Origin of the sequence: Catalinimonas alkaloidigena (assembly GCF_900100765.1) — a bacterium.
Lineage (GTDB): Bacteria > Bacteroidota > Bacteroidia > Cytophagales > Flexibacteraceae > Mooreia > Mooreia alkaloidigena.
Window position 1 is genome coordinate 276,938 of record NZ_FNFO01000009.1, and the last position, 21,356, is coordinate 298,293.

Here is a 21,356-nt window from a genome sequence, read left to right on the forward strand (position 1 = left end):
TAAGGCCTGCATTGCCTAGCGCTAAAGACAGTGCTGAGCGGTTTTTTGAAAGATAGACCGACGTTCCCGAGGTATACTCACTGAGGCCGCGAAAAAGTATTCTCCAACAACAGAAGCGGCGGCCCTTCCAGCCAGCGCTCGCGTAGGCCCAGGGTATCCTGGAGTTGCATGTAGCCCGCAAAATTACCCAGCACCAGATCGTCGTCGCCGTCGCCGTCCCAATCGCCGGCGTCCAGCGTAATCCAGCGCCCGTCGAGGTGCTCGGGCATGGTAAAGCCACTAAACGTCAGATCCCCCTGATTTTGCAAATAAACGAATGCCTCTTTGGGGCGGTCGCTGTAATCGGCAAAAAACGACACCGACGCAATGTCCAGGTCGCCGTCTTGGTCGAAATCGCGGGCTACAGCGCGGTTGGCCCCGTTCTGTGCGAAAAACCAAGCCTCGTTAAAATGATTCGTACCGTCGTTCAGGTACAGACGAATGCCGTGGTATGGCTTCAGGATGGGAGAGTAGTCGCCGTTGTCGCCGTTGGTCACCAGCAGATCGTGGTATCCGTCCTGGTCGAAATCGACCCACTCGAAGCCGGTCGAGCCCCACGAGGGCGGAAACCGCAGCAGACGCTCTTCGCGGAATCGGCCATTGCCTTCGTTGTGGTATAGGTAAAAACCTTCGTCGCCCTGGGCCATCAGCGCCAGGATGTCGGGACGCTGGTCGCCATCGAGGTCCGTCACCACCGTTTTGATGGCTCCCGGCAGCGGACGCAGGGTGTGGGCGGTAAACGAACTGTCGGCCTGCTGTTCGTACCAGCTCAGGTGGCCGGTCCGGTACCCGAAGTTGCACACCACCAGGTCGGTCCGCCCGTCGGCGTTCAGGTCAGCATAAGAGGTGTGTACGGGTCGTTGCAATGAGGGAGCCAGCGGGCGACTGTCCCACCCTTCGGCACCGTCCGGTCGCGGAAACAACATGGCGGCAAAGCCTTTCGGGAGATCGTGCGGGTGGAGGTCGCCCATCAGCGTCAGCAGTAGGGTATCGCCTCGCGTCTGCAAATCCGACAGCGGCGAGGGCAGCGGCAGCGTCCAGGTTGTGCGGTCGGTTCCGTTCCAGACCGTCGTGAGGCTCCGCTGGCCCTGAATGTCGTTCGCGAAAAGGCGTTGCCGACTGGGCTCGATGTAGACCAGCGAAGTGGAGGGGCGTGGGGTGCTCCAGGGCGGAACTACCGTCTGGAAGTGCGGAAGTCCCAACTGAATCGGCAGGGTGTCGGGCGACGGCAGGCGGTCGGGCGCGTTGGTCAGAAAGTAATGCTTAATCTTTTCCCAGCTTTCGGCCGCCAGAAGCGGTTGGGCCGGGAAAATATTCTGCGACGCCAGCAGTTGCCCCTCTTCGTTAAGGCCGATCAGTTTTCCCCGAACGGTGTCTTCGTAGATGCCGAGTCGGTAGCCCATCTGAGGCAGCACCGACGCGCGCCACGTCGCTTTGTCGAGTAAATCGGGCGACGGCAGTGGGTGGCATCCCTGGCAGTAGCGTTCGGCGAGTTGTTGGCCGCTGAGCATCACCTCGTCGGTCGGCTTGCGGCGCGACTGGCAGGTGATCAGAAGAAGGAGGCCGGCCCCCAGGAGCCAGCTCCAGCGAAAGATCCTCATGCAAGTAAGTTCGGTTGCATGCCGCTTCGTCGGGCGGGCAGCATAGCGAAGCAACGCGCTACTGCCCGGCAAGGCGAAACCGCATGGAGCATAAAAAAGGGAAGTTACAGGCTCGGAAGCTGATTTGGAAGCGCGCCGTGCGTTCAGGACCGTTTTTCGGAGGCGTTCTGTGTCCTACAACGCCACCAGACCTTGCCGCAGGGCAAACAACGCCAGGCCTACGCCATTGCGGGCCCCCGTTTTGCGTAGCAGTTGCAGCCGGTGCTTTTCAACCGTACGTACACTTCTCGAAAGTTCCTGCGCAATTTCTTTGTTGCTTTTCTCCGCACAAATCAGGCGCAACAGTTGCGTTTCTTCCTCGGTAAGTTCTACGCCATCCGTCTGCGAATCGATTGGGTGCAGAAGTTCGTTGCGGAGCGCTCGGGTCACGTACTCGGTGGCGTAGATTCTGCCGTTCAGCACCGACACCAGCGCCTCTTGCAGTTCGTTGGGTTCGGCATCTTTCAGCAGGTAGCCGTCGGCTCCCGACCGGATGGCATTGATGATGTATTCGTCCTCGTCGTGCATCGAGATGATGATAATCTTCACCTCCGGGTGCGTCGCTTTGATCTGTTCGGTCAGCGCCAGGCCGTTGGTGCCCGGCATTTCTACGTCCATCAGAATCAGGTCAGGCGGCTGCGCCATGAGTTTTTGCAGTGCTTCTCCGTTCGATGCTTCCTCTACGTGTGCTACGTTCGGGAAATCGCGAATGATAGAAGCTAACCCACGGCGGAACAGGGTGTGATCATCGACCAACACAATAGTTGAGCTCATATACTAATAAACAAGTTCCATGAGCTTACATCTCCCTCTCTCTTGGTATAGTGGTGTATAGCTCGGAAATCGGATACGTTTTAAGTGACCAATTTCATAATTTTTTTTGATTAAGTCGTCATGATCAGGGGCTTTCGGTTCGTTTTTCCGAAAGTTTCTGGGATGGTCCGTTCGGTTTTTACGCCAGGCCTGTCGTAGAATCCCCCTGCCCGCCATCTATTACTACGCCACAGGCCGCGATGGCTTTCTATTGCCCCGTTTGGTTCCTAACTTTCTTAAAATAAATACCAAACTTTTCGCATGGCCATCGGTTTTCAGCTTCCTTTTTATGCCCAACCGGCCAGCCCACTGTTGCAGTGGACGGTCGCCCGGTTGGGTCATGTTGCGTTGGCCGGCCTTTTGCCCGCGCGTGCCGGTGCGCCGGGCGCCGGTGCGCCGGGCGAAGACTTTGCGCAGCACTATTACCGGCTGGTCGAGATGATTCCCAACTACGCCCCGATCGATGCGCAAACGCTTCTGTATTACGACACCAACCTGCAGCGCCACCGCGCCCAACTGGATTCGCACTGCGCGTGGCATCACACGTACGAAATGTACCTGCTGCTTGTGTTTACGGAGCTTTACCTGGACGCCTATTTTTCCAACCCCCAGGCGCTCCGCGACGCCCTCAATCGCTACAACTGGTACCGCCACAAAGCGTCGCTGTACCCGCTCGATGAGTTGCGGTGCTTATCGTTTAGCGGCGTAGACGAAACCAGCCTGTCGTGGCTGATGCACATGAACCTGATGCAGTACCGGCATTACCTGCACCGGCACAACCGGGAAGACGAAGTGCAGCGCACCATTCTCCTGGTCAGGGACGAAACCCACCAGCAAATGCACTTGCGGCAGATGCAGGGCCGTCGCATCAAAGCGAAGCCCTTCGCCGAAACTCAGCCGGATTTTTTCGAGCATCGGACCGTGGAGGTCATGAGGTTCGATCGTCTGAACGAAATCAAATGCCCGAATGCCTTCCGCAAACTGGCGGCCGAAAGTTTGCTATTGATTGATTCCAAGGGACATACTACCGGAAAAAGTCGTCCGGGACATCGCGGATTCGTCTTCGAATACAGTCAGGAGCCGATGCTGGTCGATGCGACACCAGAAGCAGAAGCACTGGCTTGTGCCCGGGGCGAAGGCTTTCGTCTGGCCGACCACGCCCTGCCGTAAGGTTTTCATCCTGCCTACCTCGTACGGTCGGCAGCTCATCCGCTCTGGCATTACTGCGTCACTACCTGCCAGAACTTCGTGTCTCGCCGAAGGGCCGTCGTCCACACCGACGGCCCTTGCGGGGTTAAAGTGGCCTGCTCCAGCGGCATCGGGCGGTGGCATCCGGCCAAAAATCCTAACTTTAGCCCATTCCGAATTCTTTTTTAAGCTATGAAGATTCTGGTGGTGGAAGATGAACCACGCCTCGCGCAGTTTATCCGGCAAGGACTGGAGGAGTTTAGCTTTAGTGTCGATCTCGCGTACGACGGGTTGGAAGGACAAGCGAAAATTGATGCCCAGCCGTACGACGTGCTGGTGCTGGACGTCAACCTGCCCAAACTCACCGGGTTTGAGTTGTGTCGGCAATTGCGCGTCCGGAACGTAACGACGCCTGTCCTGATGCTGACTGCCCTGGATGCCACGGACGACAAGCTGACGGGCTTCGACGCCGGGGCCGACGATTACCTCACCAAGCCCTTCGAGTTACGCGAACTGGCGGCTCGCCTGAAAGCCCTCTACCAGCGCAGTAGTCGGCAGAGCCCCATGCCGTCCAACGTGCTACGGGCGGGCGATCTGGAAATGAACCTCGACGAACATACGGTCATGCGGGCGGGCAGGAAGATCGACCTGACGGCCAAAGAGTTTTCGTTGCTGGAGTATTTTCTCCGGAACCAGAACAAAGTGGTTTCGCGCGCCGACATTGCCGGTAAAGTCTGGGACATCCACTTCGATACGGGGACGAACGTAATCGACGTGTACGTCAATTTCCTGCGGAAAAAAGTCGACAAAGCGTTTTCGCGCAAGCTGATCCACACGGTCACCGGCGTGGGCTACGTATTGCGCGAAGAAGCCTAGACCGGTACGGTATGCAACTGCGGAGTCGCATCATTCTTCTGTTCAGCCTGAGTGTGGCGGCGGTGCTGCTGGTGTTCTCCACCAGCGTGTACGTATCGTTCGCGCTGTTCCGCAAGCATGAGTTTCGCGATCGGTTGCGTGCGCAGGCCTACGCGGTGGCCGCGCTGTTTTTCGATGCCGACGAAATGGACCTGAACCGGTTTCAGTACACGGACAAAAACCGGTTGCCCGACATCCGCGACGAGACCATTCAGGTGTACGATAAGGAGCTGCGGCTGATCTACAGCAACGTCACCCATCCGCCCGAGCTGTCCGACGTGTTTCTGAACACCATCCGGGCGCGCCACGACGGCTACCTGGTCCGGGCCGACGCCGAGTTTCTGGGCATTTCTTATCCTTACCACGGGCAAGAGTACCGCGTGGTGCTGTCGGCGTACGACCATTATGGATTTTCGAAGCTGAATTACCTGGCCGAGGCGCTGGGGTTTGCCTGGGTGATTTGCGCCAGCGCCGCCGCTCTGCTCAGTTGGTATTTTGCCCGAAGCGCCCTGCGACCGTTGCACAAAATGGCCGATCAGGCCGAGCGCATCAGCGGCCGGAACCTGAACCTGCGTCTGCCGCCCCGCGAGCGAAGCGATGAGCTGGGACAACTGACCGTGACGTTTAACCACATGCTGGACCGCCTGGAGGAAGCCTTCCGGGCACAGCGCGACTTTGTCGCCCACGCTTCGCACGAGATTCGCACCCCGCTCAGCCTGCTGAACAGCCAGATCGAGATCGCCCTGTTGAAAGACCGGACTTCCGACGAATACCGACAGGCGCTGGAGCAGATGCATCAGGACGTGCGTGGACTCACTTCGCTTACGAATAGTCTGCTTACGCTCACCAAAGTGAGTGCGGAAGCCATTTCCGTACCTTTTACAATGGTGGAGATCGACGACCTGCTCTGGCAGACACGGCACGAACTGGTCCAGAAACATCCGGAGTATAGCGTCAGCATGACGTTCGGTGAGATTGCGGAACGCGACGCTCCTTCGACCGTGCAGGGTAACGAAGCTTTACTGCGCAGTGCGTTTCTGAACCTGATGGAAAACGCCTGCAAGTATTCGGCCGACCACCGGTGCCACCTGTTTCTGCGCGCTGACCGCGTGCTCGAAGTACGGGTGCAGGACCACGGCATCGGGATTCCGACGAACGACCTGGCACACTTGTTTAAGCCTTTTTTCCGCGCCTCGAATGCACAACCTGCCGCCCGGGGGCACGGCATTGGGTTGGCGCTCGTGCAAAAAATCATCGACCTGCACGGCGGGTCCATTGCCGTAAATTCTACGTTGGGGCAGGGGACTACCTTCACGGTGCTGCTGCCTCTGGCCGATGTAGCGGTGGTCATGGCGGAGGGAGAAGAGTAACAACCCCCTTAGCCTTCAGCACAGCGACGTAGCACGGTTGCGGTCCAATGCGCATCCGTGGCCGCGACGATCACCGTCCGAAATCCGAACCGTTCGCCTTCCTGCGCTACGCCCCGCGAATCGTCCACGTGCAGGTCGATGCCGAACGCAGGCGGATATTTGGAATACAGCCGCTTGCGGGTGCCCAACTCCCGGTCGTGCCGCTTTTGGTTGATGATGCGCTCTACGCGGAGGCCATACGTCCAAAACATCCACCGGATGGCCCGTGGCGGCCGAAACGAAGTGGTGTAAATGCAAAGATGGTGGCCGTCGGCTTGCAGTGTCCGAAAGAGCAACACAGTGCCCTGCCGAAGCTTTTCGATGCCCATCCAGCGTTGCCCAATCGTCTGCGGTTCGGTAGGAAAGCGCTTGGCGCTGGGGATCAGGGTGTCGTCGAGGTCGAAGGAAATTAGCATGCACCGGCAGCACGCACAACAATCCTGCCACCCACCTGCCCGAAAAGCGCGCTAGGTTTTGACCCGTCCGATCAGAAACGAATTGCAAAGCCCCAGCACCGCGACCAGCGCAAACGACCAGCGCAGGCTGGCGGCTTCGGCAATGAAGCCGATCAGCGGCGGACCCAGCAGGAAACCTAAAAAGCCCACCGACGAGACGGCGGCCAGCGCCATACCGGGCGACATGGTTTTGGAGCGGCCCGCCGCACCATACACCAGCGGTACAATAGTCGACACCCCCATGCCCACCAGCAGGAAGCCGATGGTAGCCGTGACCAGATACGGAAAAAATACCGAGACGAGCAGCCCCGTCGTGATGAGCAGACCGTTCGTTTGAACGAGGCGTTTCGTGCCGATCCGCGCCGCCAGCCAGTCGCCGACGAAGCGTCCGCCCGCCATGGTGCTCATAAACGCCACGTAGCCCAGGGTCGTAAGGGACTCAGGTGCGTGCACTTCCTTGTGGAAATAGACACCGCTCCAGTCGAACATGGTGCCTTCGCAGATCATGCTGCAAAATGCCACAATGCTCAGTTGCATCAGCGTACGATCAGGCCAGGCGAAGAGCGGCTGATCGGTGCCCTGGTTGATGTCCCGCGCCATGATAGAATTCTGGGACAACAGCATGAGGATTAGGGCGATGGCTCCGTTGATGCAGAAATGCGTGAAGGTCGAAAGGTCCAGGGAAATGAAGTAGCTCCCCAGCGCCGCCGCCGTAAACCCGGCCAGACTCCACAGACCATGGAACGACGACATAATCGACCGCTGGTAAAGTTCTTCCACCCCGACGGCCTGCGTGTTGACGGCAATGTTGTGAATGTTGCCCACCGTTCCGAACAGAAAAAGCGCGCCCACCAGTTGCCACGGATGGTGCACCAGCCCGATCAGCGGCAGCACCAGCGCGTACAGGGGCGCAACGATGCGTAAAATGGTCGCACTGCCGAAGCGCCCCACCAGCCAGCCCGACAGCGGAAGGCTGGTCATCAGCCCCATCGGCAGCGCCAGCAGAATGCTCCCCAGCGCACCGTCGCTCAGGCCGAGTTGTTGCTGGATGATCGGGATGCGGCTGGCCCACGAAGCAAAAAGGAATCCTTGCAGAAAGAAAAACGCGCCCACCGCAAACCGGTGTGTTCTGCGGGAAATGGAAACCTGAGCCGTCGTAAAAAACATAGACAAGGTCTTGATAAAAAGTTACTTACAAAGGTGGGTGAATTGGTGTTGCCTGGATGTAAGATCAAAATTGCAGCTTTGTCGATCAATATTCCTACCCGGATGCGTCTTTTTTACGCAATGGTTCGCGTGGCGTGTAGCAAACCTGCCGCAGAGGTAGGAGTTCTGGCGATTGGGGGGTACCTTTAGCCACGGATCTCTCTGGCGCTCTGCCTATGCTACCTTCTGGTCCGAAACCGCCTTTTTTGCCCATTCAACGTCTGTTTTTGCTGGCGCTCGGCACCGCTTTTCTCTTCGCGCTGCTGTCGCGCCTGTCGCTGGGCGATGCACCTGCCGATGCATGGACCTGGAAGAAACTGCTGAAAATCGGGTTGGGGCTTGGGTTTGTGGGGGGCAGCCTTTGGATCTACCTGGCACACCGAAAAACTTGAGTTATGGACGTTGAGTTTCTGTCGCGATTGCAGTTCGCGTTTACCATCATGTTCCACTACATCTTCCCCCCGTTTTCGATCGGCATGGGGCTGCTGCTGGTGGTGTTCGAATCGTTCTACTTCTTCACCCGCCAGAAAGTCTACGAGTCGATCACCCGATTCTGGATCAAGATCTTTGCAGCCAACTTCTCGCTGGGCGTGGCGACGGGCATCGTGATGGAATTTGAGTTCGGGACCAACTGGGCGAGCTATTCCCGCTTCGTCGGCGACATTTTTGGTTCGCCCCTGGCCGCCGAAGGCATCTTTGCCTTTTTCCTGGAATCGGGTTTTCTGGCGATTCTCCTCTTCGGGTGGGATCGTGTGAAGCCCGGCCTGCATCTGTTTGCGACCTGCATGGTCGCGCTGGGGTCGATGATGTCGGCGTTCTGGATCGTGGTCGCTAACTCCTGGCAGCAGACGCCCGTGGCGTACGAGATTGTGCAGGAAGCGGGGTACGTACGGGCGGTGATCACCGACTTCTGGGCGGTCGTCTTCAATCCGTCGTCGATGGTGCGGTTTGCGCACGTGCTGGTCGGTGCCTTCATTCAGGGCGCGTTCCTGGTACTGAGTGTGTCGGCCTTTTACCTGATCAAAAATCGGCACGTCGAAGCGGCGCAGCGGTCGTTCACCTTCGCGCTGATCGTGGCGGCCGTGGCCTCGTTGGTGCAGCCGCTCATCGGGCACGACCACGCCAAAGTAGTGGCCGAGCACCAACCGGCGAAGCTCGCCGCCTACGAAGGCCTGTACGAGACGGAAAAAAGCGCCCCTCTCTACCTGCTGGGCTGGACCGACGCAGAAGAACGCAAAACGGTCGGGATCGCCATTCCGGGGATGCTGAGCTTCTTGGTCCACGGCGACTTTACGACCGAAATCGCCGGGCTCGATCAGGTGCCCCGCGAAGACTGGCCGCCGGTGCAGGCCGTGTTTCAGACCTACCACGCGATGGTGGCACTGGGGATGCTGTTCATCGGATTGACGCTGCTGACGCTCTATTTCCGCTGGCGCAGCACCCTGTTCGACAAGCAACGCTGGCTTTTGAGGCTCTACATTCCGGCGGTGGTGTTGCCAGTGCTGGCCAACGAACTGGGCTGGGTATCGGCCGAACGCGGACGACAGCCGTGGATTGTGCAGGGACTCTTGCGTACGGAAGAAGGCCTTTCCAAGGCGGTGAGCGCGCCGGAAGTGCTGACCTCCCTGATTCTGTTCGGCATCGTCTACGTGCTGCTGTTCTTTGTGTGGACCTACGTACTGAACCGCGAAATTCAGCACGGCCCCGCCGCCCACGACGACCACCTGGAATCGGGCTACACGCAGAAGGGCGAGCGCATCGGTGCGGTGGAGCACTACGTGGGTAAAAAAGGCCGCCACTCTCACGACGAAACGTAATGCTTCTCTCTATGAACTTCTGTGTCCTTCATGTCTCTGTGGTAAACATGTAAAGCAACGCTCAACTATGGATTTCTACGTCATCTGGTACATCATCATCGGACTTTTGCTGATGGGCTACGCCGTGCTCGACGGCTTTGACCTCGGGGTGGGGGCGTTGCACCTTTTCAGCAAAGGCGACCACGACCGCCGCATTCTGCTCAACTCCATCGGGCCGGTGTGGGACGGCAACGAAGTGTGGCTCATCACGGCAGGCGGGGCGCTGTTTGCGGCCTTTCCCAACGTGTACGCCACGGCGTTTTCGGGGTTCTATCTACCGTTCATGCTGCTGCTGATCGCCCTGATTTTCCGGGCCGTCTCCATCGAGTTTCGGAGCAAGGAGAAAAGCACGCGGTGGCGGCAGTTCTGGGACGTCAGCTTTTCGGTGGGGTCCATCGTAGCGGCGCTGCTGTTCGGCATCGCCATCGGCAACATCGTGATCGGCTTCCGCATCGGCAGCGACATGGAATACCAGGGGACGGTGCTCGATCTGCTGAACCCTTACGCGCTGCTGGCGGGCGTCTTCAACTTGAGCATGTTCGCCATGCACGGGGCCATCTACCTCAACCTGAAAACCGACGGCGACTTGCAACGGCAGGTGCAGGGGTGGATCCGGCGAACGTACGTGATTTTCATCGTCCTGTTTGTGCTGCTGACCGCCGCGACGCTCTGGCAAAGTCCCTGGATGATCGCCAACTTCTCGTTCGGGCGGGTGGAACTGCCCGGGCAGCGGCACGAGCTGGTCGACCGTCATCTGACGCTGCTGTCGGTCGTGGCCTGGACGGTCGTGTTGCTGCTGTTGCTGGCCATCGTCAACATCTCCCGTACCCTGGCGCGGCAGAAGCGCTACGAAATGTTTATCTCGTCAGGATGCACCATCCTGGCCGTGATTCTGCTCTTTGCGCTGGGCATCTTCCCCAACATGATGCTCTCCAACATCGACCCCAATTTCAACCTCGATATCTACAACGGAGCGTCGTCGCACAAAACGCTGCGTACCATGTTTTTTGTGGCGATCTGGGGCCTGCCGTTCGTGCTGGGCTACACTTCGCTGATCTACTGGACGTACCGGGGCAAGACGCGCCTGACGGAAAGTAGTTACTGAGGGGAGTTGCAGGAACCGAAAAACCTCCCTAGGTTAGGCGGACCAATCTACCTCCCACCACATGACCCCCTTTCTTGCAGAATTTATCGGCACCGCGCTCCTGCTTCTTCTGGGCAACGGCGTGGTTGCCAACGTGGTATTGAACCAGACCAAAGGCCACAATTCCGGCTGGATCGTCATCACCGTCGGCTGGGCAATGGCCGTATTTGTGGGGGTGTTTGTGACGAGCGATTTCAGCGGCGCGCACCTGAACCCGGCGGTCACCATCGGCTTGGCCACAGCGGGCGTGTTTCCGTGGGCGGACGTACCGGCGTATCTGCTGGCGCAGTTTCTGGGGGGAGCGCTGGGCGCTACGCTGGTGTGGGTCATGCACCGGCCGCACTATGAGGTCACAGAAAATCCGAACGCCAAAATGGCGACGTTCTGTACCGATCCGGCCATCCGGAACCTGAGCAGTAACCTGTTTTCAGAAATCCTCGGCACGTTTGTGCTGGTGTTTGCGGTGCTGTTTCTGGCCGCACCGACCTTCTCGGTCACCTCATTGCCCGACGCAGAGTTTGGCCTGGGGGCGCTGGGCGCGGTTCCGGTGGCCTTCCTGGTGCTGGCCATTGGCCTGAGTCTGGGTGGCACGACGGGCTACGCCATCAATCCCGCCCGCGATCTTTCGCCGCGGCTGATGCACGCACTCCTGCCCATCGAAGGGAAACGCGACAGCAATTGGTCGTACGCGTGGGTACCGGTCGTGGGGCCGGTCGTGGGAAGTGTACTGGCGGGGCTGCTGTACCTGCTGCTGAGCCCGACCCCCTGATCCTTTCGGCGAAAAGGGGCTTGTTCGGGCAGTTGGGCTTACCTTTGAACCAAAAGAACCGATTCAGTTCCCTATGCATCGACTTGTACTGCTCGCTTTTCTCTCTTTTTTTTCGCTTCTCTTTTCGGCACATGCTCAGCCGTCCGACCCACCGGCGCGGCCGTCGGATGCTTATCGGTTGTCGGAGCGGCCGCTCGGTAATTTCACCGCAACGGGCCCCGACCACCTGATCGGAGAAGGGACGGTAGCGATTGCGGTGCAGGCCCTGAACGAAGCCGGCCAACCCGATACGCTGTTTCAGGGAGCTTATCCGCTGACGGTGAACGGGACGAAGCAGACCGTCACATTTGTGCAGGGCAACGCAACGCTGGAGGCGGCTCCGCAGGAAGGGGAAATTCGTCTGGAAGCGGGTTCGGGCGAAACCCAGGTGGTGGTGGTGCGCCAGATTCCGGCGTGGCTCAGCCTGGTGCCGCCCCTCATCGCCATTGTGATGGCGCTCGTGTTCCGCGAGGTGATCATCTCCCTTTTCGTCGGAATTTTTACGGGTGCGTTGATCTTGGAAGGTTTCGCGCCCAGTCGCTGGATTCCTGCGCTGTTCACGGTGATCGACCGCTACATCATCAATGCCTTGAACGACACCGGCCACCTGTCGGTCATTGTCTTTTCGCTCTGCATTGGGGGAATGGTGGCGATCATATCGCGCAACGGCGGCATGGCGGGCATCGTGCAGAAACTGTCGCGTTACGCCCGCTCGGCACGCAGTTCGCAACTGGTGACGTGGTTTCTGGGCATCGCCATTTTCTTCGACGATTACGCCAACACGCTGATTGTGGGCAACACGATGCGCCCGGTGACGGACCGCTACCGCATCTCCCGCGAAAAACTGGCTTACATTGTCGATAGTACGGCCGCCCCGGTGTCGGCGGTGGCCTTTGTGACGACCTGGATCGGGGCAGAAATCGGCTATATCAAAGATGCTACGGAAGTGCTGGGCATCGCCGAAGGCGCGTATTCCATGTTTCTCAGTTCGTTGCGGTTCGCCTTTTACCCCCTTTTCACGCTGGCGTTCATTTTTATGCTGGTCTGGATGCGCCGCGATTTTGGGACGATGCGGAAGGCCGAACAGCGCGCGCGTCTGACGGGGCGGCTCAACGAAACCGATAGCGTGGAAGAAGGGGAGGAAGAATCGGCCGACAACTCGTTTGTGCCGGTGCCGGGTGTGCCCTTGCGGTGGTACAATGCCCTGCTTCCGGTAGTGACCGTAGTGGGCGTCACGCTGGCCGGGTTGATCCATACCGGAACGGCGTCGTCGTACGCGCAAATAGTAGAAGCCGGAGGCAATCCCGCTGCCGAGACGGTGGGGGCGATCTGGCCGGAAATGTACCGCCTGACGGATGCTACGGAGATCAGCACGATGCGCAAGTTCGGCCTCCTGATCGGCAACGCCGACTCCTACATTGCGCTGCTATGGGCTTCGCTTTCCGGCCTGATTCTGGCACTCGGCCTGAGTTTCGCACAGCGGATCTTTAAACTGCAATTTGCGATGGAAAGCATGGTCGACGGTTTCAAAGCGATGCTGCCCGCCATGCTGATCCTGACTTTTGCCTGGGCACTGTCGACCGTGACGGAAGACCTCCACACCGCCGAATACCTCACTTCACTGTTTTCGGGCAACGTATCGCCCGGGATGATGCCCGCCATCACGTTTATTCTGGCCGCGGCCATCGCGTTTTCGACCGGCTCAAGCTGGGGCACCATGGCGATTCTCTACCCCCTGATTTTACCCGCCACGTGGAGCATTGCCCAGGCGGCGGGACTGCCGCAGGCCGAAGCCATGGCCGTGATGTACCACGTGATTGCGGTCGTGCTGGGCGGGGCCGTGTTCGGCGATCACTGTTCGCCCATTTCCGATACCACGATTCTGAGTTCGCTGGCCAGCAGTTGTCACCACATTGCGCACGTGCGGACGCAGTTGCCCTATGCCGCGACCGTTGCAGGCGTTAGTTTGCTCATGTCAATTCTGATGTTCAACCTGGGGGCACGCTGGTGGCTGAACTATCCCCTGGGGCTCGCGATTCTGTTCCTGATTGTCCGGTTTGTGGGCAAACCGGTCGAAACAGAGGAAGCGCCCACACGGGCGCATTCCTGAGCAAGATTAGGTTAATTCTGGTTGGTTCCGCGGTTGACCCACTGTTGCAAGAGCGAGCGCTGCTGTTCAGAGATGTTGTCGACCGGCTCGAAGGTGTACGAACTCTGCGGATTGGCCACTAACGTTACCGGCAGCTCCACCAGTCGGTTGTGGCGCGAAACCGTCAGCGTCACTTCGTCGCCCGGCTGGTACAGACCAATCAGGTCGTTGAGGTTGTTATTGGAAACGGTCCATTCGTTTACGGCCAGAATCACGTCCTCGGTATTCAAGCCGCCCTGCCAGGCGGGGCTGTCACGATACACAAAGCGCACTTTGCCTTCGCTGTTAAGACTGGCGCCCAGCCATGCTTCTTCGTTGCCCTGATTGCGATCTTTCAGTTTCAGCCCCACGTAGGCAAAATAATCGTCGTACTCAGGCACTTGCGTGCCGAAAACGTACTGCGAAAAGAACGCACTGAGGTCTTTTCCGGCCGTTTCGCTGATCGCACGCATAAACTCTTCGTCGGTATAGCCCCGGCCCAGTTGCTTGTAATACCGGTTGTAAAGCGTCTGCATGGCATCGTCGAGCGTCTTCTGGCCATTAGTTTCGTGCAGAATGGTCAGGTCCAGAAGCATGGCCATCACGGCCCCTTGTGTGTAGTAAGTAACCTGCGAATTCTGCGAGTTCTCGTCGGGGCGGTAGGCTTTGATCCAGGCATCGAAACTGGCTTCGGCGAGTGACTGCACGTTCCGGCCCGGCCGGTTCTCTACCGAATTGATGTTGCCGGCGAGGGTGCCCAGCCATTGGTCGGCCGACGTGAAACCGGCCCGGTGGACCAGGTAGTCGTCATAATAGGCCGTGAACCCTTCTGCTACCCACAGCATGTGCGTATAATTTTCTTCGTCGTAATTAAAAGGCCCCAGCGCGCGTGGCCGCAGGCGTTTTACGTTCCAGAGATGGAAATATTCGTGTGAAATCAGGCCCAGAAAACCCCGGTAGCGCCCATCGTCCTGAAACGTCGCCGGTGTGGTCTGGCAGGTTGTGGAATTCAGGTGCTCCAGCCCGCCGCCACCGCCCGGAAACGCATGGATGATGAACGTATACCGGTCGCAGGGGTGCTCGCCGAAGACGTCCTTCGCCCGTTCCACGATTTTGGCCATGTCGGTTTTTAGTTGCGTGGAGTCGAATGCTACGCTGCCCTGACTCCCTACGCCCCAGATCGCCACTTCGTGCGGCACCCCGGCCGCGGTGAAGCGAAAGGTTTCGTGCGTACCGATTTCCAGCGGAGAGTCGACCAGAATGTCGTAGTTCGGAACGCGGTACACAAATGGCTCGTTGCCCGTCTGCAACAGGCTGGTCGAGACGCGGTTCCAGCCCTCGTACGGCTCGACCGTCAGCGTAGAAGCCAGCGCCTGTTGTTCGGCCGGATAGAGGAAGGCCGACGCACCGTTGATGTAGCCGTGCGAAGCATCGACGTGGCTCGTACGCACCGTCAGTTCGTTGGCGTATACGTCGTACCGCACCCGGATTTGTGCCGCGCGATTGCTGTAAATCCGCCACGTATTTTTGTTGATTTTCTCCCAGCGCAAGTCCTGGTTGTTCCCATCCTTTGCCGTGAAGCCCTCCACATGGCGGGCATATTCGCGCACCAGGTACGAGCCTGGCGTCCAGACCGGTATTTTCAGGTCCACGAACTTTTGGCGGAATCCGTCCAGATCCATTTCCACGACGAAGTAGTGAGCCTGCGGCGCTTCAAATTTCAGACGATAGGCCAGGGATGGGGCGGCCTGCGCGGCGCAAAAACAGAAGAAACAGAAGAAAAAAGTGAGTGTACGGAAGTGATGCATGCAAAAAGGAGACAAATGATAGCAAGTTTAGCCAAAGCGGGCCATTTGCGAATGATTTTTGCTTGATTTACGTCTCTATTTCCCGGAGATTATTTTTTGATGAACGGACCTTCGTTTTTTGCGTATTCATCGTCTTAACTACTAACGCGCTCAGCCCAAGTTTTTTATGAACCGACTTGCCCAGGAAACCAGCCCCTATTTACAGCAACACGCCCACAACCCGGTGGATTGGTATCCGTGGGGCGAAGAAGCCCTGGAGACCGCCCGGCGTGAAGACAAGCTCATTTTGCTGAGCATCGGCTATTCGGCGTGCCACTGGTGCCACGTGATGGAGCGAGAATCGTTTGAAAACGAGGCCATTGCGCGCTTGATGAACGAAAAATTTGTGTGCATCAAGGTGGACCGCGAAGAGCGCCCCGACGTAGATCAGGTCTACATGGAAGCGGTACAGACGATGGACATCCAGGGCGGCTGGCCGCTGAATGTGTTCCTGTTGCCTGACCAGCGTCCTTTTTACGGCTGTACGTACTACCCACCGGCGCAGTGGGGGCGGTTGTTACAACAGGTGGCCGGCGCGTTTCAGACGCAACGCACCGAGTTGGAGCGCTCGGCGGCGCAACTCACGGACGTTTTGCAACGCTCCGACCTGGAAAAGTACGGCGTAACGCCGGCCGAAGAGCGTTTTACGGCCGAGTGGCTGGAGGGCAGTTTCCAGACGCTGGTCCGGCAGTTCGACACGAAGCGGGGCGGTACACAGGGCGCGCCCAAATTTCCGATGCCGTCCATCTACCAGTTTCTGTTGCGCTACCACTACCTGACCGGGGCACAGGAAGCGCTCGACCACGTTGTGCTGACGCTGCGGGAGATGGCCTACGGCGGCATTTACGATCAGCTGGGCGGCGGCTTTGCGCGCTACTCGGTCGATGCCCGGTGGTTTGCGCCGCACTTCGAAAAGATGCTCTACGACAATGGACAGCTCGTCAGCCTCTACGCCGACGCGTTTCTGGTGACCGGCGACCCGACTTTCCGCCAGGTGGTAGAAGCGACCATTGCGTTTGTGCAACGCGAACTGACCAGTCCTGAAGGTGGGTTTTATGCCGCCCTGGACGCTGATAGCGAGGGAGAAGAAGGAAAGTTCTACGTCTGGACCTGGGAGGAACTGGAGCTGGCGTTGGGCGACGACTTGCCGTTGTTTGCAAACTTTTACCACGCCACGCCGGACGGAAACTGGGAGCACGGCTACAACATTTTGTTCCGCGATCAGACCGCTGATGCGTTTGCCAGTGCAAACGGACTCGACCCGCACTCCTGGGCTGCGCAACTGGCGCAGCACGAGGAAAAATTACGAACCTTACGGGCGAAACGCCCCCGTCCGGGGCTGGATACTAAACTTCTGGCTGGTTGGAACGGCCTGATGCTAAAGGGATTGGTGGATGCGTATCGGGTCTTCAGGACGGACGCATTTTTGCAACTCGCGTTACGAAACGCCCGCTTTCTGCAAACTCACCTGACCGAAGGCCCCCGGCTGTACCGAAGTTACCAGCCCGGCCGCGCCATGCACGAAGGATATCTGGAAGATTATGCCGCTGTTATTCAGGCGTATGTGGCCCTGTATCAGGTCACGTTCGACGATGTGTGGTTACAGGCGGCCCGGCAACACACACAATATGTAATTGAACATTTTTACGACCCGGACGACGGTTTTTTCTTCTTCTCATCGCGGCAGGCCGAAGCCCTCATTGCCCCCCGGAAAGAACTGTTCGACAACGTCATTCCGGCCTCGAATTCGCTCATGGCGCGCAATCTGTACGACCTCAGTTTTCTGTTGGACGAACCTGAGTTTCGTACCATCGTGCGGCGGCAGGTAGCGCACCTAGTGCCACTGTTGGAACGCGACCTGCGGTACCTGTCCAATTGGGCGAGTTTGTACACAAGCCTGGCTTCTCCTACCGCCGAGGTGGCGGTTGTGGGGCCGGAAGCGTTGCAGAAAAGCGCCGCCCTGGAGCGTCGCTACCATCCCAACAAAGTCGTGGCGGGTCGTGTCTCCGGAAACGGGTCCGACGTTGAAATGTCGGAAAATTCGTCGGGCTACTCGACCGCAACCTGGCCTTTGTTGCAAAACCGTACGGCCGTCGGGGGCGAGACTACCTTCTATGTCTGCTATAACCAGACATGCCAGTTGCCCGTGCAGAACGTAGAAGAGGCTTGGCGACAGATTTATGATTATTCCGGGAAGTAAGAGTGTGTTCTTAACAACTTTCAGAGGATAAGGCACTGTGGCATTGGCAGTACCGTTTGATTGATTATTTTTATATCCTTATATGGTGTGTCGAGACAACATGCGGGGGAAATTGAATGTTTGCCTGAAAGCACAGATCGCCTTGGCCGTGCTTTGGTGGGCTGTCACCCTGCAGGGAAACACCGCTTTTGCGCAGTTGCCGGCCGCCGTACAACAGCCTCACGTCCGCTTTGAATCCATCTCGATCGAACAGGGCCTTTCGCAAAGCTCCGTGCAGGCCGTGGTGCAGGATCAGCGCGGCTTCTTGTGGATCGGTACGAAAGATGGGTTGAACCGCTACGACGGCTACGCCTTCGAAGTGTTTCGTTCGGTCCGGGGCGATTCCTTCTCGCTCTCCAGTAGTCGCATTGAAGCGCTTCTGGTCGATCAGGACGGCGACATTTGGGTGGGTACCAACGATGGCCTGAACGTATTCAGTTACCGGTCGCGGGGATTCAAGCGTTTCTACTACCAGCCGAACAATTCCAACAGCCTGAGTAATAACTCGATCACTTCCCTGTTTCAGGATAAATCAGGCGTGATCTGGATCGGCACGCAGAAGGGACTCAACAGCTACAACAAGAAAACCGGGGCGTTTTCGCGCTACCTGGCCGCCAAGGATAATCCGACCACGATCAGCCACGATTACGTCTACACGATCTACGAAGACAAGCTACAGCAACTCTGGGTGGGCACGCGTGGGGGGCTGAACCGGATGAACCGCGATACCAAAACGTTCGTCAATTACGCGCGCGTTTCGGACGCGACGACTTCGCCGGTACTGACGCTCAGCTTTAACGAAGTCTTCTGCCTTGTGGGCGACGACAACGGGACGCTCTGGGTGGGCACAGGCAGTGGCCTGTACAAATTCGACCGTGCCACGGAACTGTTCCAGAATGCGGAAAATACGCTGATGGCGACGGGTAACCTGATTCAAAAGCAGGTGAATGCCTTGTGCCGCAGCACCGAAGGCAACCTGTGGATCGGTACCGAAAACGAAGGGCTGAAGTATTACAACGTGAAGACCGGAGAGTTTACCATCTACCGGCACGACGTGGGCGATCCCGAAAGCCTGGGACGTAACCAGGTCAGTTGCCTATTGGTGGCGCGTTCCGGCATTCTGTGGGTGGGGCTGCAGGGCGCCGGCCTGAACAAGTACGATCCTCAGATCCAGCAGTTTGTCACCATCCGCAGCAGCCCCCGACCCGACGCGCTGAGTAGCAACTACGTTACGGCCATCTACGACGAGGAAAACGGCCCGATGTGGATCGGCACGAGCGAAGGGCTGAACATGTACGACAAAACCACGGGTAAGTTCAAGCTCTTCCGGCATAATCCGGCCGATCAGCTTACTCTGGGTGACGACAACGTGTATTGCATCCTGCGGGCCAGCGACAGCACCCTGTGGGTGGGCACCGACCGTGGCGTCAGCCGCCTGAATCCGGACGGTTCGTTTTCCAACCTCAACCTTCCCGCGCTGGCACCCAACGGCAACCAGGTGCGGACCTTGTGCGAGGGTGAGAAAGGCGTGTTGTGGATCGGGACGTATGCCGGGGGCATGAGCAAGTTCAACATCGCCGACTTTGCTACGGCGTCGTTCGATACCGTTTACCGCGCTTCGCTGCTGCCCGATGCCAACGCCATTCAGAGCAACCGGATTTATAAAATTCTACTTGACCCTGCCGACAGCACCCTCTGGATCGGCACGCAAAGCGGATTGACTCATTTCAACCCCCGCACCAATGTGTTCAAGAATTACGTGCACGATCCGCAAAATTCGCTCAGTGGACCCGATGCGGTGTACAGCGTGTGCCGGGATCTGAAGGGCGACATCTGGATGACTTCGTACGGAACGGGCATTTGCCGTTTCGATCGGAAAGAAGAAAAATTCTACTATTTCACGGCGAAAGAGGGGCTAATCAATCAGGGTACGTACTGCATTCTGGCCGACCGCGACAGTTCCATTTGGGTAAGCCACAACCAGGGCCTTTCGCAGTTGAGTTCGAACGGGACCTTCCATAATTACGACGTGGCCGATGGCCTGCAAAGCAACGAATTCAATACCGGTGCCTGCTTCCAGAATGCCAAGGGCCAGTTGTTTTTTGGCGGCATCAAAGGGTTGAACATCTTCGATCCGTCTAAAATTCAGCGCAATATGTACATCCCGCCGGTGGTGCTGACGGCCTTCAAAAAATTCGACCGCAAGGTGGAGTTCGATCGGGATATCTCCGAGATGGAGGCGATCGAGCTGAAGCATACCGACAACTACATCGCGTTCGAGTTTGCGGCGCTCAACTTTACAAGTCCGGAAAAGAACCGTTACGCCTACAAGCTGGAGCCTTTTGACGAAGACTGGATTTACTCGGACGACCGTCGTTACGCTAGCTACACCAACCTCGACCCAGGCAAATACACGTTTCGGGTAAAAGCCTCGAACAACGATAACTTCTGGAACGAAGTAGGAGCGACCATGCAGCTTGTCATTCCGCCGCCTTTTTACCGGACAGGTTGGTTCCGGGGCCTCACGCTCTCCGGGCTGGTCGTCATGGTCATTTTGGGCTACGGCGTGCGCATCCAACGGATTCAGGCCCAGAAGCGCAAACTGGAAGGGCTGGTCGAAGCGCGCACCCGCGAATTGCACCTCAAGAACCAGCAGGTGCTGGAACAGAGTGCGCAGATCAAACGGGAGAAGCAACGTACCGACCAGATCAACGAAGAACTGGCGATGACGGTCGAAGAGGTGAAGCAGAAAAACCTCGAAATCGAGGACAAAAACAATAAGATTCTGGACAGTATCTACTACGCGCAGCGTATCCAGCGGTCCATTCTGCCAGCGCGCCAGCGGTTGTCGTCGCACTTTCCCGAGTCGTTCGTGTTTTTCAAACCCAAAGACATCGTCAGCGGGGACTTTTACTGGTTTACGGAGAAGAACGATCACCTCTTGGTGGCAGCTATCGACTGTACCGGACACGGCGTTCCGGGCGCGTTTATGTCGCTGATCGGCTATTCCCAGCTTAACAAAATCGTTGATGAGATGGGCATCGTGGAGCCCACGGAGATTCTGAAGCGACTCGACGAAGCTGTGCTGAACGTCCTGCAACAGAACGGTCGCCAGGCCCGTGACGGGATGGACGTTGCGTTGTGTAGCTTCCATCGGCCTTCGGGCAAGCTGCGTTTCGCGGGGGCGCATCGCCCGTTGTGGATCGTACGCGACGGCGAGCTGATCGAAATCGCGGCTGATCGCTGCGGCGTCGGCATCGGGCAACTGGCCCTCAACTCTCCCAAACAGTTTACGCCCTATGAGATCGATCTCGAAAAAGGGGACATGATCTACCTGTTCTCGGATGGATTTACGGATCAGTTCGGGGGGGGCAGCGACCGGAAGTACATGGTGAAACGGTTCAAGAAGTTTCTGAGCTCATTGGCACACCTGCCGGCCGATGCGCAGTACCATGCCCTGGGCGAAGAGTTCAGAAGCTGGATGGGAGGCTCGCCTCAAATCGACGATGTGCTCGTTATCGGCATGCGTATGACCGAGCCGGGCCTTAAGATCACCCCCCTGCAGCATAAAGCGCTCTCCGGGATGAAACGAGAAGTGCCTTTGCGGCGTCTGTAGCGCTACTGGCCGTGCGTGGGCCGCAATCCTAACGTTTGCATTGATAAAGCAAA

General features: G+C 57.9%; 15 protein-coding genes. 10 read left to right on the forward strand and 5 right to left on the reverse strand.

The window, feature by feature from the left end:
- Positions 1-77: 77 nt before the first annotated feature.
- Both BLR44_RS21005 and BLR44_RS21010 read right to left on the reverse strand, forming a co-directional pair.
- Positions 78-1,640, reverse strand: coding sequence for an FG-GAP repeat domain-containing protein (locus tag BLR44_RS21005; RefSeq protein ID WP_089685789.1), 1,563 nt, complete (start codon positions 1,638-1,640; stop codon positions 78-80).
- A 174-nt stretch (positions 1,641-1,814) separates the two neighbouring features.
- On the reverse strand, positions 1,815-2,453 hold the full coding sequence (locus tag BLR44_RS21010) for a response regulator (protein ID WP_089685791.1): 639 nt from the start codon (positions 2,451-2,453) through the stop codon (positions 1,815-1,817).
- A gap of 300 nt (positions 2,454-2,753) precedes the next feature.
- On the opposite strand from BLR44_RS21010, the gene BLR44_RS21015 reads away from it, so the two are divergent.
- The 3 genes from BLR44_RS21015 to BLR44_RS21025 all read left to right on the forward strand — a co-directional run bounded on the left by BLR44_RS21015 (position 2,754) and on the right by BLR44_RS21025 (position 5,965).
- Positions 2,754-3,662, forward strand: coding sequence for a hypothetical protein (locus tag BLR44_RS21015; RefSeq protein ID WP_089685793.1), 909 nt, complete (start codon positions 2,754-2,756; stop codon positions 3,660-3,662).
- Positions 3,663-3,872: 210 nt separating this feature from the next.
- A complete protein-coding gene (locus BLR44_RS21020) occupies positions 3,873-4,556 on the forward strand; it encodes a response regulator transcription factor (protein ID WP_089685795.1) in 684 nt (227 codons plus the stop codon).
- An 11-nt stretch (positions 4,557-4,567) separates the two neighbouring features.
- Positions 4,568-5,965: a sensor histidine kinase gene (locus BLR44_RS21025; RefSeq protein ID WP_089685797.1), complete on the forward strand. Its 1,398-nt coding sequence runs from the start codon at positions 4,568-4,570 to the stop codon at positions 5,963-5,965.
- 8 nt (positions 5,966-5,973) lie between these two features.
- On the opposite strand, the gene BLR44_RS21030 is transcribed toward BLR44_RS21025, so the two are convergent.
- Together BLR44_RS21030 and BLR44_RS21035 are read right to left on the reverse strand one after the other, a co-directional pair.
- Positions 5,974-6,420 carry a hypothetical protein gene (locus BLR44_RS21030; protein WP_089685799.1) on the reverse strand — a complete coding sequence of 149 codons (447 nt, stop codon included), beginning with the start codon at positions 6,418-6,420 and terminating at the stop codon, positions 5,974-5,976.
- A gap of 51 nt (positions 6,421-6,471) precedes the next feature.
- On the reverse strand, positions 6,472-7,626 hold the full coding sequence (locus BLR44_RS21035; RefSeq protein WP_089685801.1) for an MFS transporter: 1,155 nt from the start codon (positions 7,624-7,626) through the stop codon (positions 6,472-6,474).
- A 245-nt stretch (positions 7,627-7,871) separates the two neighbouring features.
- On the opposite strand from BLR44_RS21035, the gene BLR44_RS21040 reads away from it, so the two are divergent.
- The 5 genes from BLR44_RS21040 to BLR44_RS21060 all read left to right on the forward strand — a co-directional run bounded on the left by BLR44_RS21040 (position 7,872) and on the right by BLR44_RS21060 (position 13,583).
- Positions 7,872-8,057, forward strand: coding sequence for a hypothetical protein (locus BLR44_RS21040; protein ID WP_089685803.1), 186 nt, complete (start codon positions 7,872-7,874; stop codon positions 8,055-8,057).
- Positions 8,058-8,060: 3 nt separating this feature from the next.
- On the forward strand, positions 8,061-9,482 hold the full coding sequence (locus BLR44_RS21045; protein ID WP_089685805.1) for a cytochrome ubiquinol oxidase subunit I: 1,422 nt from the start codon (positions 8,061-8,063) through the stop codon (positions 9,480-9,482).
- A gap of 67 nt (positions 9,483-9,549) precedes the next feature.
- A complete protein-coding gene (gene cydB, locus BLR44_RS21050) occupies positions 9,550-10,626 on the forward strand; it encodes a cytochrome d ubiquinol oxidase subunit II (protein WP_089685807.1) in 1,077 nt (358 codons plus the stop codon).
- A gap of 61 nt (positions 10,627-10,687) precedes the next feature.
- Positions 10,688-11,434 carry an MIP/aquaporin family protein gene (locus BLR44_RS21055; protein WP_089685809.1) on the forward strand — a complete coding sequence of 249 codons (747 nt, stop codon included), beginning with the start codon at positions 10,688-10,690 and terminating at the stop codon, positions 11,432-11,434.
- Positions 11,435-11,507: 73 nt separating this feature from the next.
- A complete protein-coding gene (locus tag BLR44_RS21060; RefSeq protein ID WP_089685811.1) occupies positions 11,508-13,583 on the forward strand; it encodes a Na+/H+ antiporter NhaC family protein in 2,076 nt (691 codons plus the stop codon).
- An 11-nt stretch (positions 13,584-13,594) separates the two neighbouring features.
- Here the strand turns inward: BLR44_RS21060 and BLR44_RS21065 are convergent, their stop codons facing one another.
- Positions 13,595-15,409: a M61 family metallopeptidase gene (locus BLR44_RS21065; RefSeq protein WP_089685814.1), complete on the reverse strand. Its 1,815-nt coding sequence runs from the start codon at positions 15,407-15,409 to the stop codon at positions 13,595-13,597.
- A gap of 166 nt (positions 15,410-15,575) precedes the next feature.
- Between BLR44_RS21065 and BLR44_RS21070 the strand changes: the two genes are divergently transcribed.
- On the forward strand, positions 15,576-17,648 hold the full coding sequence (locus BLR44_RS21070) for a thioredoxin domain-containing protein (protein WP_089685816.1): 2,073 nt from the start codon (positions 15,576-15,578) through the stop codon (positions 17,646-17,648).
- A gap of 148 nt (positions 17,649-17,796) precedes the next feature.
- Positions 17,797-21,303, forward strand: coding sequence for a two-component regulator propeller domain-containing protein (locus BLR44_RS21075; protein WP_218127137.1), 3,507 nt, complete (start codon positions 17,797-17,799; stop codon positions 21,301-21,303).
- Positions 21,304-21,356 lie beyond the last annotated feature (53 nt).